Source organism: Parapusillimonas sp. JC17, from assembly GCF_052180245.1.
In the GTDB taxonomy this organism is placed as follows: domain Bacteria; phylum Pseudomonadota; class Gammaproteobacteria; order Burkholderiales; family Burkholderiaceae_B; genus Parapusillimonas.
This window is the reverse complement of record NZ_CP197474.1, coordinates 4,156,337-4,170,593: the sequence shown is the minus strand read 5'-3', so window position 1 is coordinate 4,170,593 and position 14,257 is coordinate 4,156,337. Positions and strand designations below refer to the sequence as shown.

Genomic DNA, 14,257 nt, shown 5'->3' with positions numbered 1-14,257 from the left:
TGGGGTCTGACCCCAGGAAATCACGACACGGCGGCTTGTCTCGGGGTCAGACCCCGTATGGGGTCTGACCCCAGTGCCGACCAAACCACCCAGAGACACAGCAGGAGCCAATCCATGAACGCAGAGCAGGCACAGCCATTTACCCTGGAAACCGTTGCACAGGCGCATGCCCGCCTGGCCGACTACGTCAGGACGACCCCCGTACTCGACTACTCGGGTCCGGCGTTTCCCGATGGAACGGTCGCGAATTTCAAGTTTGAATTGCTGCAGCAGTCCGGCACGTTCAAGGCGCGCGGCGCCTTCACCAATCTGCTCGGCCTGTCCGATGAGGCCAAGGCGCGCGGCGTAACCTGCGTTTCGGCCGGCAATCATGCGGTGGCGGTCGCCTACGCGGCGCACCGGCTGGGCGTGAAGGCAAAAACGGTGATGATCAAGACCGCCAGCCCGGCGCGGGTCGCGCTGTGCAGGCAGTATGGCGCGGAAATCATCTTTGCCGACGATGGCCAGCAGGCGTTCGAGATCGTGCGTGGTATCGAGCAGAACGAAGGGATGACCTTCATCCACCCCTTCAGCAGCTATCCGACCGTCCTCGGCACCGCCACGCTCGGCTACGAATGGCTGCGGCAGGCCGGCGACCTGGACGCCGTGATCCTCCCCGTCGGCGGGGGCGGCCTGGCGGCCGGCGTTTCCGCAGCGGTGAAGCTGCGCAACCCGGCATGCCGCGTCTACGGCATCGAGCCTGAAGGGGCCAATGTCATGGCGCAAAGCTTTGCCGCCGATGGCCCGCAGAAAATGGGCGCCATGAGCAGCATTGCCGATAGTTTGATGGCGCCTCATACCGACGCCTACAGTTACCAGATCTGCCGCGACAATATAGACAGCTTGGCCACGGTGACGGAAGACCAGATCCGGCAAGGCATGCTGACGCTGTTCTCCGAACTCAAGCTGGCGGTCGAACCGGCTTGCGCGGTGGCCACCGCCGCGCTGATGCATCCGTTGCGCGAGGAACTGGCAGGCAAGCGGGTTGGGGTCCTGCTGTGTGGCACGAATACCGATCCCGCCACTTACATGAAGCATTTGAGCGCGGCCGTCGGAGCGGCCGGATGAGTCTCCAGGTATATACCGCGACCGCCGAGCAGGTATACGGCGGCCTGTCCATGCACGAAAGCATCCAGCTGATGAGGCAGGCTTTCCTGGCCCTTGCCAATGGAAGGATAGACCAGCCGTTGCGCACCATCGTCAAATCGCCGTTGAGCGTCGGCTATCTTGGCCTGATGCCCGCCTGCGTGAACGACCCCGATATCTATCCCGTTCCGGTCTATGGCGCCAAGGTGGGCACGCTGTTTCCGGGCAATCCCGAGCTGGGCAAGGATCCACATCAGGGCTGCGTGGTGCTCATGAGCGGCGAGACCGGCGAAACGCTCGCAATCATCGATGCGAGCAGCATCACGGCCTTGAGGACGGCAGCGGTGTCCGGCCTTGCCGCCGACCTGCTGGCCCGCCCCGATGCCCGGGTCCTGACTTTGTTCGGAGTGGGCCACCAAGCCGAATGGCAGCTCAGGGCGATTGCAGCCGTGCGTCCACTGGAGGAAGTCCAGGTCGTCAGCAGGCATCCGGACAGCGCCCGTCGATTCGTCGAGCGGATGCAGTCCGAATTTTCATTTCCCTTGAAGGTCGCGCCGGATGCCAGGGGCGCCGTCGAGAAATCCGACATCGTCCTGACGGCAACCAATTCGGTCCAGCCGGTTCTCGATCGTTCGTGGATACAGGCGGGAACGCACGTCATCGCCATGGGGTCCAGCACGCCGTCCCATTGTGAAATCGATCCGGACACCATGGCTGATGCCACGCTGTTCGTGGACCTGGCCAATTCGACCCGGAACGAATCGGGCGAGTATCTCAATGCCTTGCGCCAGGGACGGATCGATGCCGACAAGCCGTTGACGGAATTGGGGTCGGTGGTGAACGGAAACGCGCCCGGCAGGCGGCATGCGCAGGAGATCACGCTGTTCAAGTCCCTGGGCCTCGCGCTCGAGGACGTGGTGATGGCGGCCGCCATGCGCCGACGCTACGACAGCGGCGGGAAAGGCGTCTGCGTAGAGTTGTAGTTCATTGATCAAAAGCAATTTCGATAAACAAGAGGGGATATCAGCATGAAGCTGGCAAACAAATGGTCAAAGACATTGATGGGCTTGGCATTGTCCAGCCTGGCATTATCGTTGGGGGCGGGCACCGCGACTGCACAGGGCCTGCCGGATCCTATCAAGCTCGTCGTGGGCTATCCGCCGGGCGGTACGGCGGATGCCGTGGCGCGCGTCTATGCGGAAAAGCTGCGGGTCGAACTGGGTGTCGGCGTGGTGGTGGACAACCGCGCCGGCGCGGGCGGCCAGGTGGCCGCGCAGGGTTTCGTGCGCGGCCCGAAGGACGGGTCGACCTTGCTGGTCGCCAATAACCACATGCTGTCCACGCTGCCGCTGACCGTGAAGACGGTGGCCTACGACCCGATCAAGGATTTCGCGCCGGTCGCACCCATTGCGAAGTTCGAGCACATCCTGGCCGTCGGCAAGAACACGCCGGCCAAGTCGTTGGACGAGTACATCGCCCTGGTGCGCCAGCAGCCCGACGTATTCGGTTTGTACGGCATTCCCGCGCCGGGAAGCGCGCCCCAGTTCATCGGCTACAGCATCGCCAAGAAGAACGGCCTGAAGATGACGGCCGTGCCCTATCGCGGCGGCGCGCCTTTGCTGAGCGACTTGCTGGGCGGTCACGTGCCCGCGGCGGTGGATGCCATCGGCACCATCACCGAGTACGTCGCCAAAGGCGAGGTCAAGGTCCTGGGCGTCACCGGCCCGGAACGCCTGGATATCCTGAAGGACGTTCCGACCTTCGTCGAGCTGGGCTATGGCAATCTGAATGCGTCGGGATGGATGGGGATCTTTGCCCCTGTCGGCACAGACCCAGCCGTCATCGAACGGCTGAACCAAGCGTTCAACAAGGTTTCGGCCATGCCCGACATCGCGAAGGCCATCGTGCCCATCGGGTTTGCGCCGCATTCCGGCTCGCCCAAGGACTTGGGCGACATCGTCAAGAACGACCTCGACACCTGGGGCCCGATCATCCGCGAGTCGGGCTACGTGGCGGAGTGATTCGGGGGTGGGGTCAGACCCCGTACGGGGTCTGACCCCCTGAACCCGCCTTGGGGGACAGAACCCGCATGGGGTCTGTCCCCTTGAAACGCCCTCGGGGGGACAGACCCCGTACGGGGTCTGACCCCAACCCGTCAACTCCACATGGCGAGCCGCAGCGCCATGAAGGCCATGACCAACGCGATCATGCCGTCGAGGATGCGCCAGGCCTTGGCGTTGGAGAACAGCGGGGCGAACAGGCGTGATCCGGCGCCCAGGACAATCAGCCAAAGCGTGCTGGCCGTCAGTGTGCCGGCGGCGAACCCCAGTCTTGCTTCCTGGAAGTTCTGGGCGATGGATCCCACCACCATCATGTCCAGCCAGAAATGCGGATTGAGCAGGCTGAAACCGACGGCGCCCAGCAGCGCGGCGCGCCGCGAGGACATCGCCTGCTGCGCCATGGCCGGGCCGGCTTGAGGCCGCAGCGCGCGCCGCGCGGACTGGTACGCATACCAGAGCAAAAAGGCCACGCCGAACCATAGAATCACGCTCGAAAGCCAGGGCAGCCATTCCGTCATGGCCTGCAGGCCCAGCACGCTGGCGAAGATGAAGACCGCATCGATTGCCGCGCACACCATCAGGATGGCCAGCAGATGAGATCGCATGATGCCTTGCCGGAGAATGAAGGCGCTTTGAGCGCCCACGACTGCGAACAGCCCCAGGCCGGTGGCAGCGCCACTGGCCCAGGCGGACAACAATGCGGGTGGCATGGCGATGGGTAGCATTCTGGACTTCCAATGGGGATTCTTCGAGCGCGCGAGCCGCGCGATGTGACTATATTCTCGTTGATCGAAGGTATAAAATGAAGCTAATTTAATTTAATCAGATTAAGAAATTCTTAATATGAGAATAGATCACGGGAATCTCAGGGCGCTCGCCGCCGTCGTGCGGGAAGGCAGTTTCGAACGCGCCGCCGCGGTCCTCAATGTGACACCGTCGGCGGTATCGCAAAGAGTCAAGGCTTTGGAAGGACGCATGGGCCGGCTTCTGGTCCAGCGCAGCGTGCCCGCCGTTGCCACGGCCGACGGCCACATCCTGGTTCATTTGGCCGAGCAGGCCGCGCTGCTTGAACACGATGCATTGACCCGCCTCGGCCTGGAAGACGAGGCCGAAAGCGCCAGCATCGCCGTCGCGGTCAATCACGACAGCCTGGAAACATGGTTCATCAAAGCGGCACGCATCTTTTCCGATCGGGCCCGCGCCACGCTCGATTTGCAATCCGAAGACCAGGATCACACCGCGGCGCTCTTGCGCAATGGCGCCGTGCTGGGCGCCGTCACCACGCTCGCCGATCCGGTCCAGGGCTGCCGCATTCATGGACTGGGCCGCATGCGCTATGTGGCCAGTTGCTCTCCGCAATTCCATGAGCGCTATTTTTCCTCCGGAGTCAGCGCGCGTACCCTGGCAGTGGCTCCCGTTCTGGTCTTCAATCGGAAGGATGCCATGCAGGCCCGTTTTGCCGCCAAGGTTCTACGGGGCGAGCCCTGGCACCCTCCGGTCTGGTGGATGCCCTCGTCGCGCGCCTTCGTCCAGGCCACGTTGGCAGGCCTGGGATGGACCATGAATCCGCTTCCTCTGATCCAGCGCGAACTCGACGACGGGACGCTGGTGCCGCTGCGCGTCCGGGCCTGGGAAGATGTGCCCTTGTATTGGCAGCACTGGCGCATCAACTCCGAAACCATGGACGCGCTCACGGCGGCAGTCCTCGAAGCCTCGTCCGAACTGATCCGGCGCTGAAGGGACAGACCCTGGAGGGACGGACCCCGGTCGGGGTCTGTCCCTTGAACCTTACCGCCCAGGGGTCAGACCCCATTCGGGGTCTGACCCTTGAACCGTTCTGCTCGGGGTCAGACCCCGCATGGGGGCTGACCCCATCCGACACCCTCCCGGCGCTAAAGAGTCCATTTCCCGCGCCGTTATCGAAGCTGAGCTTCTATACATAAAGTGGGCGGTCCATGATCAATCTCGACAAGAACCCCGCAATATCGCCGGGTCTGGAATCCGGCGCGACCCCATTGCCCGCCGGCAAGGCCGGTACGATTTCTTCCTCGGGGAGCGGCAGTGTAGCGGTCGGCGGACGGTCGTCTTCTGGCATCCACGTCGACCTGTCGCCCGCGGGAAAGACACTGTCGGCGGCGGGAAGCAAAGGGAACGCCAACGGCGACATCGACGACAGCGATCTGCCGGACCAGGTCAAGCAGGCATTAAAGCGCATCCGGGAGATCCGGGCCGAGCTTCAAAAGAAGCAAAGAGAGCTGCAGGAAGCCATGGCTGATACGCGCATGAAGCCGGACCAGCGCAAAATGCGCGTGGCCATGCTGCAGTCCGAGGTGATGTCGCTGACGGCCGCTCTGCATCTGGCCAGCAACGCATTGACCAAGCTGATGAACGAGCTCGACCTGAGCGCCGAGCAAGCCATGACGGCGGGACAGCTCATGATGGCATGAAGGAGAAGGGGTCAGACCCCGAATGGTGTCTGACCCCGTTCGCAGCGTTCTGGGGACAGACCCCATCCGGGGTCTGACCCTTCAACATCGCCGCATGGGGTCAGACCCCGTACGGGGTCTGACCCCGGGCCGCTTGCAGCGCCCGCCAAGAAGGAGTAACGTCATTGGCCCATGAAGGCCGCACAGGCAGCACTCAGAGACTCTAGCTAGCATGCGTCAGAATCACCCGCAGGAATCGCACATCGACGGCAACACCGGCCTTGGGGGGAACCAGGCCGCTTCGCAACAGCAGGAAAGGCGGGCGCTGTTCGCCCTGGGCTTCGCGGGGTTCGGAAGCAGCGCCATGATGCGGGTCTGCGATCCCATGCTGCCGGCGCTGGCGCAAGACTTCAATGTCACGGCCGGGCAGGCATCGCACACCATTTCAGCCTACGCCATCGCCTATGGCATCCTGCAATTGATATTCGGCCCCCTGGGAGACCGCTATGGCAAGCGCCGCGTCATCGGGATCGCGGCGTTGCTGTGCATCGTCGGGAATGCGATCGCCGTATTCGCCGCCACGCTGGACCTGCTCATCATCGCCAGGGTGCTGGCGGGGGTCGCCGCCGCCGGCATCATTCCGCTGTCCCTCGCCTGGATCGGCGACACCGTCCCCTATGCCGAGCGGCAGGCGGCAATGGCCCGCTACCTGACCGCCATACTCATGGGGCTGATCGCCGGCCAATGGGTATCCGGTGTCATCACCGATGTCTGGGGATGGCGCTGGATCTTCGCCCTGCTGTTCGTGTTCTTCCTGGTGGTGGGCCTGGCATTGTCGCTGGACCGTTCGATCCGCCGGGAAGCGCGGCGGCCGATGTCCGGCAATGGCTACATTCGCGACATGATCGGCGTGCTGACCAATTTGTGGGCGGTCTGGCTGCTTGTGGTCGTGACGCTGGAAGGCGCGTTCGTATTTTCAGCGATGGCGTTCCTGCCGACTTTCATGCACGATGAATACGGCTTCGGCATCTCCGTTTCGTCCGGCATCGTCGCGCTCTATGGCGTCGGCGGCATGATGTATTCCTTCAGCGCCCGCAAGCTGCTGTCGCGATTCAGCGAAGGCGGCATGGCGATGCTGGGCGGCTTGCTGCTGACCGTTTCGTGGCTGGTCGTGGCCGTGCTGGATCATTGGGAATGGGTGCTGCCGGCGACCATGGCGGCGGGTATCGGCTACTACACGCTGCACAGCACCCTGACAACCCGGGCCACGCAGATGGCGCCTGCCGCCCGAGGCACGGCAATGTCCTTGTTTGCGGGCTGCCTGTTCCTGGGCATCTCGATCGGCGTCAGCTTGTCCGGCCTGGTCATCGATCACATCAGCTACCGGTGGGTATTCGCCATCTGCGCGCTTGGGCTGGGCCTGCTGGCGAGCGCATTCGCTTATAGTCTGCGGATGCGCGACAAGCGCTGACGCTATATGGGGGTTCCGATGTCTCAGCAAAAAAATGCGGATCTGCCGCTGAAGGATATCAAGGTCATCGAGCTTGGCGCACTGATCGCAGGGCCTTACGCAAGCACGATACTGGGGCAGTTCGGCGCGGACGTGATCAAGATCGAACCGCCCGGCGAAGGCGACCCGCTGCGCAAGTGGCGCAAGCTGCACGACGGCACTTCGCTATGGTGGTATACGCAAAGCCGCAACAAGAAGTCGGTGACGCTCGATCTGAAAGCGCCGGAGGCCCAGGACGTCGTGCGCAAGCTGGCTGCCGAAGCAGACATCGTGATCGAGAATTTCCGTCCGGGCACGCTCGAGAAATGGGGCCTGGGATGGGAACAGCTTTCCGCCATCAACCCGGATCTCATCATGGTGCGCATCTCGGGATACGGGCAGACCGGTCCGGCAAGCCAGCGTCCGGGATTCGCGGCGATTGCGGAATGCATGGGCGGCCTGCGCTACGTAACCGGCTACCAGGATCGCGCGCCCGTGCGTACCGGCGTCAGCCTGGGTGATACGCTGGCATCCTTGTACGGCATCATCGGCGCCCTGATCGCCATGCACCACCTGAAGGTGAATGGCGGCAAAGGCCAGTACATCGACGTGGCCCTGTACGAGGCGGTCTTCGCCGTCATGGAAAGCCTCGTCCCGGAATACTCCGCGCAGGGCTATGTGCGCGAACGCAGCGGCTCTTCCCTGCCGGGCATCGCGCCATCCAATACCTATGTGTGCGCCGATGGACACTACGTGGCCATTGCCGGCAATGGCGATGGGATATTCAAGCGCCTGATGACGGCCATAGGGCGCGAAGATCTCGCACTCGATCCCGAGCTGGCGCATAACGACGGCCGTGTCCGCCATGTCGACCTCATCGACGACGCGATTCTCGAATGGACCGTGCGCCACGACCTGGATACGGTGCTGAAGGTGCTGGAACAGGCCGCTGTGCCCAGTGGGCGCATCTATACCGCCGAAGACATCGTCAAGGACGAACACTACCTCGCCCGCGAAATGATCCAGCGATTCACCTTGCCGGACGGCTTGCCCATCGACTTGCCGGGTGTTGTTCCCAAGCTGAGCGCCACGCCCGGCGGCACGCGCTGGCTGGGACCCGAGCTGGGACAGCACACCGCCGAGGTACTGAAGGAGATCGGCGTCACGCCCGAGCAATATCAGCGCATGCGCGACGCGGGCATTGCCTAGGGCCGAAGATTCAAGGGTAGCGCACCGGCTTTCCGGGAATATCGGGCATGGGGATGAATTCGGTTTCTCCGGGAACGCCGGCGAAGCGCTGCCGGCGCCAATCTTCCTTGGCCTGCTCGATGCGGTCGGCCGAGCTCGAGACGAAGTTCCAGGACAGGTAGCGCGGCCCGTCCATGGGTTCGCCGCCCAGCATGACGAAGCGGGCGGGGTCGGGGCCGGCCGCCTTCACCGTGACCTGTTTGCCGGGCTTGAGCACCAGCAACTGTCCCGCGCCATATTGGCCATCCGCGGCCAGGTCCAGCGTGCCCTGCACGATGTAGATGGCTTGTTCGGGATACTCGGGCGGTATGGACAACTGATGCCCAGGCAGCAGTTGCACGTCGACCTGAAACAGCTCCGACAAGGCGGGTACGGTCGAATGCTTGCCGAAGAAACGGCCGGCCACGATGCGCGCCGCAACGCCGGTGTCGGACTCCGTAGGCAGAGCGTCCTTGCCCACGTGGACGAAGCTGGGCGCGCATTCTTCATGGGCCTTGGGAAGCGCCACCCAGCATTGCAAGCCGTATAGCGCTGATGTCAGCTCGCGCGCCTGTGTCCCCGTCCGCTCGGAATGAACGATACCGCTGCCCGCCGTCATCCAATTGACATCGCCCGGCTGGATGGCCTGGACGCTGCCCACACTGTCGCGATGCATGATCTCGCCTTCGAACAGATACGTCACGGTGGCCAGGCCGATGTGAGGGTGGGGGCGGACGTCCAGCCCCCGGCCCGGCGCGAAGACATGGGGGCCCATCTGATCCAGGAATACGAAGGGTCCCACCATGCGGCGCTGCCGCGAGGGCAGGGCGCGCCGGACTTCGAAGTTGTCGCCCAGATCGTGGCTGCGGGGCACGACGACGATCTCAAGCGCGCTGTCTTCAGGAAGTTGGTCGGTCATGGCGATGTCTCCGAGGATGGCATTCGCATAGTGTAGCCGGGGCCGGACCCTATGAGCCGGGGTCTGACCCCATACGGGGTCTGACCCCTCATGACCCGGCCGGCAAGTTCACGGGGTCAGACCCCGTACGGGGTCTGACCCCCCCTCAAATCACACCAGCTAAGGGTAAACCCCGTCAAAGTCCGCTTGACCGCCATTCCGCGAACGTGGAAGATTCTCGTTTTAGAGAATTCTCATTTTTGATAATTCGATTTGCTGGAAAAAGGAAGGGTTTCATGGCAGGCGCGAAGGTGTATGACTATCTGATTATCGGTGCGGGCATGGCGGGAGCCTCGCTGGCCTACCGGCTCAGGGAACGCGGCGCGATCAAGGTGGTCGAGGCGGAGAGCCAGGCCGGCTACCATTCGTCGGGCCGGTCGGCGGCCATGTTCATGGAAACCTACGGCACGCCCACCATACGCGCACTCACGCGGGCCAGTCGCTCCTTCTTCGAATCGCCGCCTGCCGGATTCAGCGAACACAGCCTGCTGACCGACCGCGGCGTGCTCTACATTGCGCGGGAAGGACAGGAGGCGCTGCTGGCCGATACGCTTGAACAGCTGCGTGCAACGGGCGCCGAAGTGCGCACGGTGACCGCCGCCGAGGTGGTCGCCCGGGTTCCCTGCGTGCGCGGCGAAGGCCTCATCGGTGCCATCGAGGAGGTCGATGCCAAGGACGTCGACGTGCACGCCTTGCTCCAGGGCTTCTTGAAAGGCGCAAAGCAGGCCGGCGTGGAATTCTCCTACGGCGCCGCCGTTCGCAGCGCACAGCGGGATGGCGATGGCTGGAAGGTCGAGCTTGCCTCGGGCGATACGATCACGGCACGCGTCGTCATCAACGCTGCCGGCGCCTGGGGTCAGCAAGTGGCCGACCTGTTCGGCGCCTCGCGCATCGGCCTGCAGCCCAAGCGCCGCAGCGCGTTCACCTTCAAGGCGGCGGGCGACGCCGATGGCGCATGGCCGGGCATCGAGCACTGGCCGGCGGTCGTGGGCATAGATGAATCCTTCTATTTCAAGCCCGACGCGGGCCAGCTGTTGGGCTCTCCCGCGAATGCGGATCCGGTTGAACCGCACGATGTCGTGGCCGAGGAACTGGACATCGCGGTCGGTATAGACCGCATCACGTCGGCCACCACGCTACAGATCCGCCGTCCCAATCATACCTGGGCTGGCTTGCGTTCCTTCGTGTCCGATGGCGATTTCGTCATCGGCTGGGACGGCAAGGCCAGCGGCTTTTTCTGGCTGGTCGGGCAGGGGGGATATGGCATCCAGACCTCGCCGGGCGCTTCGCTGCTGGCGTCCAACCTGGTCCTGAGAGAGGATCTCGACCCTTCGCTGAGGGCAGAGAATCTGGATGCCGCTCTCGTCTCACCTTCACGCTTTGCCGCCTGAACAAGGCCGAATCACGAACAACACGAACAGATAGGTAATGGATCATGTCAATTCAACGCTATGAGTCTCCCTTGGGCCTGCCTTTTTCGCGCATCGTGCGCGCGGGCGGCTTCGTCTTCTTTTCGGGGCAGATCCCCATGGACGCCAACGGCCAGGTGGTCAAGGGCGACATCAAGGCGCAAACCCAGGCCGTCATGGAACGCCTGAAAGACAGCCTGGCCGAGGTCGGGCTGGGTTTCGAGGATGTCGTGAAGGCAACGGTCTGGCTGTCGGACCTCGCCCTGTTCGCGGACTTCAACGACGAGTATCGCCGCTACTTTACGGCCGGCCTGCCCACGCGTTCGACGGTCGAGGCAAAGCTTGCCATGGGCGTGGATCTGGAAATCGAGATCCAGGCACTGGATCGCTGATTCAAATAGGAGACGAAAAACATGCGGATTTTCACCGCTTCGCTGTCGACCGAAACCAATACGTTTTCGCCAATACCGACAGGCATCGATTCTTTCAAGGATCGCGGCTACTATCCGGCCGGCCAGCATCCGGACAATATGCTGCAGTTCTCGGGGCCTCTGTGGGCGGCGCGCCAGCGCGCGAAGGAGCACGGCTGGACGGTAATCGAAGGTGCGGTGGCAGGCGCCGTGCCGGCCGGCCTGACGACGCGCTATGCGTTCGAGACGCTGCGGGACGAGATTCTGCAAGACCTCCGGAATGCGGGGAAAGTCGACATCGTGGTGCTGGGACTGCATGGCGCCATGGTGGCCGACGGCTACGACGACTGCGAAGGCGAGCTGATTTCCCGCGTCCGTGAAATCGTCGGACCCGGCGTGGTCGTCGGCGCGGAGCTCGATCCGCATTGCCACATGACGCCGCTGATGTACGAAAACGCCGATTTTCTGGTGTGCTTCAAGGAATATCCGCACACCGATATCCTCGAGCGCGCCTACGATCTGGTCGACCTTTGCGTGGCGAAGCACCAGGGCAAGACCAACCCGGCATTGGGCGTCTACGACTGCGAGATGATTTCCATCATGCATACCAGCCGCGAGCCCATGCGCAGCTTCGTCGACCGATTGCTGCAGATGGAGCAGGAGCCCGGCACCCTGTCGATTTCGATTGCTCACGGCTTCCCGTGGGGAGACGTGCCGGGCATGGGCAGCAAGGTGCTGGTCTACACCGACGGCGACCCCGCCAGGGCACAGCAACTGGCGGAAAGCCTGGGCCAGGAGATCATCGGTTTCCGCGATGCGCTGCAAACGCCCAATCCGACGACCGTTGAAGCACTGCGAATCGTCGCCGAAAACAAACTCCATCCGGCCGTGCTGGCCGACTCCGCCGACAATGCCGGCGGCGGCGCGGGCAGCGATTCCACATTCGTCTTTGCCGATTTCCTTGAACACAAGGTACGCGACGCCGTCATCGGCCCGGTATGGGATCCGGGCGCCGTGGGCCTATGCCTCAACGCCGGAGAAGGCGCCGTTCTCAAGCTTCGCATCGGTGGCAAGGTGTCCGAAGCGTCCGGCCAGCCGGTGGATGCGGTCTGCACCGTCAAGGCGCTGCGCCGCGACGCCTACATGACCGGCTTGTCCAATACGCCGTCCCTGCTGGGCGATGTGGCGGTCGTCGAGACCGAAGGCATCACGCTGGTGCTGACCAGCGTGCGCAACCAGGCCATCGGCCGCGATCTGTTCACGCAATTCGGCATCGACCTGGCCGCGCAGAAGTTCATTGTGGTGAAGTCTTCGCAGCACTTCTATGCCGATTTTTCAAAGGTGGCCGCGCAGGTGATCTACCTGGGTACGCCCGGATCGGTGACGTCAGACATCAGCACGCTGCCTTTCAAGAAGCTGGTTTATCCGAAATGGCCACTGACCACGCCGGCCGTTCAATGTGCTGCATCCAATTAAATCAATACTGGGAGAACACGTAATGAAATTCAAATCCATGAGCATGAAGGCGCTCGCCGCCGGCATGCTGGCCAGTGGCCTGCTGATGTCCAGCGGCGCCGCATTGTCCGCCACCACCGTGCGCCTTGCGCCCACCGCCGACCTGAAGACGCTGGATCCGCTCTTCAATACCGCCTACATCACCCGCAATCACGGCTACATGGTGTTCGACACACTGTTTTCGCAGGACAGCAAGGGCGAAGTCCATCCGCAAATGGTGGACAGCTGGAAGAAGTCGGAAGACGGCATGCAGTGGTCCTTCACATTGCGCGACAAACTGCAGTTCAACGACGGCACACCCGTGACCGCGGCCGACTGCGTGGCATCGATCGAGCGCTGGGCCAAGAAAGACACGCTGGGCCGCCTATTGATGAAAGCGGGCGCGAAGTTCAAGATCGTCGACGACAAGACGTTTGAGCTGACGCTCGAGCAGCCCTTTGGCCTGGTGCTTGCCGCCTTGTCCAAGCCGTCCGGCATGCCGCTGTTCATCATGCCCAAGCGCCTGGCGGACACCGACCCGAGCGTCCCCGTGACCGAAATGGTCGGCTCCGGTCCCTTCCTGTTCAAGAAAGAAGAATGGGTGCCGGGCAACAAGGTGGTGTACGTCAAGAACCCCAACTACGTCCCGCGGTCCGAGCCGGCTGACGGCTTGGCGGGTGGCAAGGTGGTCAAGGTCGATCGCGTCGAGTGGATCTACATCCCCGATGCCAACACGGCGGCGGCCGCGCTGCAAAACGGCGAAGTCGACATGATCGAAAGCGTGACGCCTGACTTCCTGCCGGTGCTGGAAGCCAACTCCGAGATCACGCTGACGCCTTCCGTGGCTTCGCAAGGCATGATCGTCCCTAACCACTTGTTCCCTCCGTTCAATAACGCGAAGGCCCGCCAGGCCATGTACCACCTGGTGAACCAGGTCGAGTTCGTGTCGGCGGTCGGCTATGGCGAGAAATACCGTACCGACTACTGCGGTTCCATGTACACCTGCAGTTCGCCCTATGCCACGGACGCCGGTGCCGAGCCCTTCAAGACGCCCAACGTGGAGAAGGCCAAGGCCTTGTTCAAGGAAGCCGGGTACAAGGGCGAGAAAGTCGTCATCCTTTACCCCACCGACAACGTGAACTCGCCCGCGAACCTGGTGCTGGCCCAAGCGCTCGAGAAGGCCGGCATCAACGTCGACCTGCAGGCCATGGACTGGGCCTCCGTGGCGGCACGCCGCCTCAAGAAGGATCCTCCCGCAGAAGGCGGCTGGAACATCTTCATCACGCACGGCGGCTATTTCGATGCCGGCACGCCGGTGACCAATCCGTGGCTGTCCGCGCCTTGCGGCAACGGCTTGCCGGGCTGGCCTTGCGACGAGAAACTGGACGAACTGCGTGCCAAGTGGATTGCAGAGGGCGATGCCGAAAAGAGCAAGGAACTGGCTGCCCAGATCCAGGCGCAGGCCTACGAAGTCGTTCCCTATGTGATGTGGGGCGAGTTCAAGCCCGTCATCGCCACGCGCGGGCTGAGCAATGTCGACCTCATGAAGAGCGGCATCCCGGTCATGTGGAATGTCGAGAAGAAGTAAGCCGGGCTTTCCGGCGCGGGCCGGCAGGAAAACAGAACAAGGAGTCTTGAGTTGTTATATGTATTGCGAAG

13 protein-coding genes are annotated in these 14,257 nt (G+C 63.0%); 11 read left to right on the top strand and 2 right to left on the bottom strand.

Annotated elements, in window-relative coordinates; genetic code table 11:
- Positions 1-114 precede the first annotated feature (114 nt).
- Genes ACSBPU_RS20110 through ACSBPU_RS20100 form a run of 3 tightly spaced genes read left to right on the top strand, consistent with a single transcriptional unit; the run spans position 115 to position 3,146 of the window.
- Entirely contained in the window at positions 115-1,107 is a 993-nt protein-coding gene (locus ACSBPU_RS20110) for a threonine/serine dehydratase (RefSeq protein ID WP_442593597.1), read from the top strand.
- Positions 1,104-2,108 carry an ornithine cyclodeaminase family protein gene (locus tag ACSBPU_RS20105; protein WP_442593595.1) on the top strand — a complete coding sequence of 335 codons (1,005 nt, stop codon included), beginning with the start codon at positions 1,104-1,106 and terminating at the stop codon, positions 2,106-2,108. The genes ACSBPU_RS20110 and ACSBPU_RS20105 overlap by 4 nt, the downstream gene beginning before the upstream one ends.
- A gap of 45 nt (positions 2,109-2,153) precedes the next feature.
- On the top strand, positions 2,154-3,146 hold the full coding sequence (locus tag ACSBPU_RS20100; protein ID WP_442593593.1) for a tripartite tricarboxylate transporter substrate-binding protein: 993 nt from the start codon (positions 2,154-2,156) through the stop codon (positions 3,144-3,146).
- A gap of 134 nt (positions 3,147-3,280) precedes the next feature.
- Here ACSBPU_RS20100 and ACSBPU_RS20095 read toward each other — a convergent pair whose 3' ends face one another.
- Positions 3,281-3,910: a LysE/ArgO family amino acid transporter gene (locus ACSBPU_RS20095; protein ID WP_442593591.1), complete on the bottom strand. Its 630-nt coding sequence runs from the start codon at positions 3,908-3,910 to the stop codon at positions 3,281-3,283.
- A gap of 118 nt (positions 3,911-4,028) precedes the next feature.
- On the opposite strand from ACSBPU_RS20095, the gene ACSBPU_RS20090 reads away from it, so the two are divergent.
- The 4 genes from ACSBPU_RS20090 to ACSBPU_RS20075 all read left to right on the top strand — a co-directional run bounded on the left by ACSBPU_RS20090 (position 4,029) and on the right by ACSBPU_RS20075 (position 8,309).
- Complete coding sequence (locus tag ACSBPU_RS20090; protein ID WP_442593589.1) at positions 4,029-4,922, top strand: LysR family transcriptional regulator ArgP; 894 nt, start codon at positions 4,029-4,031, stop codon at positions 4,920-4,922.
- A gap of 218 nt (positions 4,923-5,140) precedes the next feature.
- Complete coding sequence (locus ACSBPU_RS20085) at positions 5,141-5,632, top strand: hypothetical protein (RefSeq protein WP_442593587.1); 492 nt, start codon at positions 5,141-5,143, stop codon at positions 5,630-5,632.
- A gap of 211 nt (positions 5,633-5,843) precedes the next feature.
- The gene (locus tag ACSBPU_RS20080) at positions 5,844-7,082 is read left to right on the top strand and encodes an MFS transporter (RefSeq protein WP_442593585.1); all 1,239 of its coding nucleotides are present in this window, start codon (positions 5,844-5,846) and stop codon (positions 7,080-7,082) included.
- An 18-nt stretch (positions 7,083-7,100) separates the two neighbouring features.
- A complete protein-coding gene (locus tag ACSBPU_RS20075) occupies positions 7,101-8,309 on the top strand; it encodes a CaiB/BaiF CoA transferase family protein (protein ID WP_442593583.1) in 1,209 nt (402 codons plus the stop codon).
- A gap of 10 nt (positions 8,310-8,319) precedes the next feature.
- Here ACSBPU_RS20075 and ACSBPU_RS20070 read toward each other — a convergent pair whose 3' ends face one another.
- The gene (locus ACSBPU_RS20070; protein ID WP_442598447.1) at positions 8,320-9,252 is read right to left on the bottom strand and encodes a pirin family protein; all 933 of its coding nucleotides are present in this window, start codon (positions 9,250-9,252) and stop codon (positions 8,320-8,322) included.
- A 269-nt stretch (positions 9,253-9,521) separates the two neighbouring features.
- Between ACSBPU_RS20070 and ACSBPU_RS20065 the strand changes: the two genes are divergently transcribed.
- Genes ACSBPU_RS20065 through ACSBPU_RS20050 form a run of 4 tightly spaced genes read left to right on the top strand, consistent with a single transcriptional unit; the run spans position 9,522 to position 14,186 of the window.
- Positions 9,522-10,676: an NAD(P)/FAD-dependent oxidoreductase gene (locus ACSBPU_RS20065; protein ID WP_442593581.1), complete on the top strand. Its 1,155-nt coding sequence runs from the start codon at positions 9,522-9,524 to the stop codon at positions 10,674-10,676.
- Between the two features lie 44 nt (positions 10,677-10,720).
- The gene (locus ACSBPU_RS20060) at positions 10,721-11,086 is read left to right on the top strand and encodes a RidA family protein (RefSeq protein WP_442593579.1); all 366 of its coding nucleotides are present in this window, start codon (positions 10,721-10,723) and stop codon (positions 11,084-11,086) included.
- A 21-nt stretch (positions 11,087-11,107) separates the two neighbouring features.
- Positions 11,108-12,580 carry a M81 family metallopeptidase gene (locus ACSBPU_RS20055; RefSeq protein WP_442593577.1) on the top strand — a complete coding sequence of 491 codons (1,473 nt, stop codon included), beginning with the start codon at positions 11,108-11,110 and terminating at the stop codon, positions 12,578-12,580.
- A 22-nt stretch (positions 12,581-12,602) separates the two neighbouring features.
- Positions 12,603-14,186 carry an ABC transporter substrate-binding protein gene (locus tag ACSBPU_RS20050; RefSeq protein WP_442593575.1) on the top strand — a complete coding sequence of 528 codons (1,584 nt, stop codon included), beginning with the start codon at positions 12,603-12,605 and terminating at the stop codon, positions 14,184-14,186.
- Positions 14,187-14,257 lie beyond the last annotated feature (71 nt).

What these genes read in the sequence shown, in the direction of transcription:
- ACSBPU_RS20065 (WP_442593581.1), top strand. Translation starts at nt 9,522, where the DNA reads ATGGCAGGCGCGAAGGTGTATGACTATCTGATTATCGGTGCGGGCATG.
- ACSBPU_RS20100 (WP_442593593.1), top strand. Translation starts at nt 2,154, where the DNA reads ATGAAGCTGGCAAACAAATGGTCAAAGACATTGATGGGCTTGGCATTG.
- ACSBPU_RS20060 (WP_442593579.1), top strand. Translation starts at nt 10,721, where the DNA reads ATGTCAATTCAACGCTATGAGTCTCCCTTGGGCCTGCCTTTTTCGCGC.
- ACSBPU_RS20080 (WP_442593585.1), top strand. Translation starts at nt 5,844, where the DNA reads ATGCGTCAGAATCACCCGCAGGAATCGCACATCGACGGCAACACCGGC.
- ACSBPU_RS20090 (WP_442593589.1), top strand. Translation starts at nt 4,029, where the DNA reads ATGAGAATAGATCACGGGAATCTCAGGGCGCTCGCCGCCGTCGTGCGG.
- ACSBPU_RS20085 (WP_442593587.1), top strand. Translation starts at nt 5,141, where the DNA reads ATGATCAATCTCGACAAGAACCCCGCAATATCGCCGGGTCTGGAATCC.
- ACSBPU_RS20055 (WP_442593577.1), top strand. Translation starts at nt 11,108, where the DNA reads ATGCGGATTTTCACCGCTTCGCTGTCGACCGAAACCAATACGTTTTCG.
- ACSBPU_RS20105 (WP_442593595.1), top strand. Translation starts at nt 1,104, where the DNA reads ATGAGTCTCCAGGTATATACCGCGACCGCCGAGCAGGTATACGGCGGC.
- ACSBPU_RS20075 (WP_442593583.1), top strand. Translation starts at nt 7,101, where the DNA reads ATGTCTCAGCAAAAAAATGCGGATCTGCCGCTGAAGGATATCAAGGTC.
- ACSBPU_RS20110 (WP_442593597.1), top strand. Translation starts at nt 115, where the DNA reads ATGAACGCAGAGCAGGCACAGCCATTTACCCTGGAAACCGTTGCACAG.
- ACSBPU_RS20050 (WP_442593575.1), top strand. Translation starts at nt 12,603, where the DNA reads ATGAAATTCAAATCCATGAGCATGAAGGCGCTCGCCGCCGGCATGCTG.
- ACSBPU_RS20095 (WP_442593591.1), bottom strand. Translation starts at nt 3,910, where the DNA reads ATGCTACCCATCGCCATGCCACCCGCATTGTTGTCCGCCTGGGCCAGT.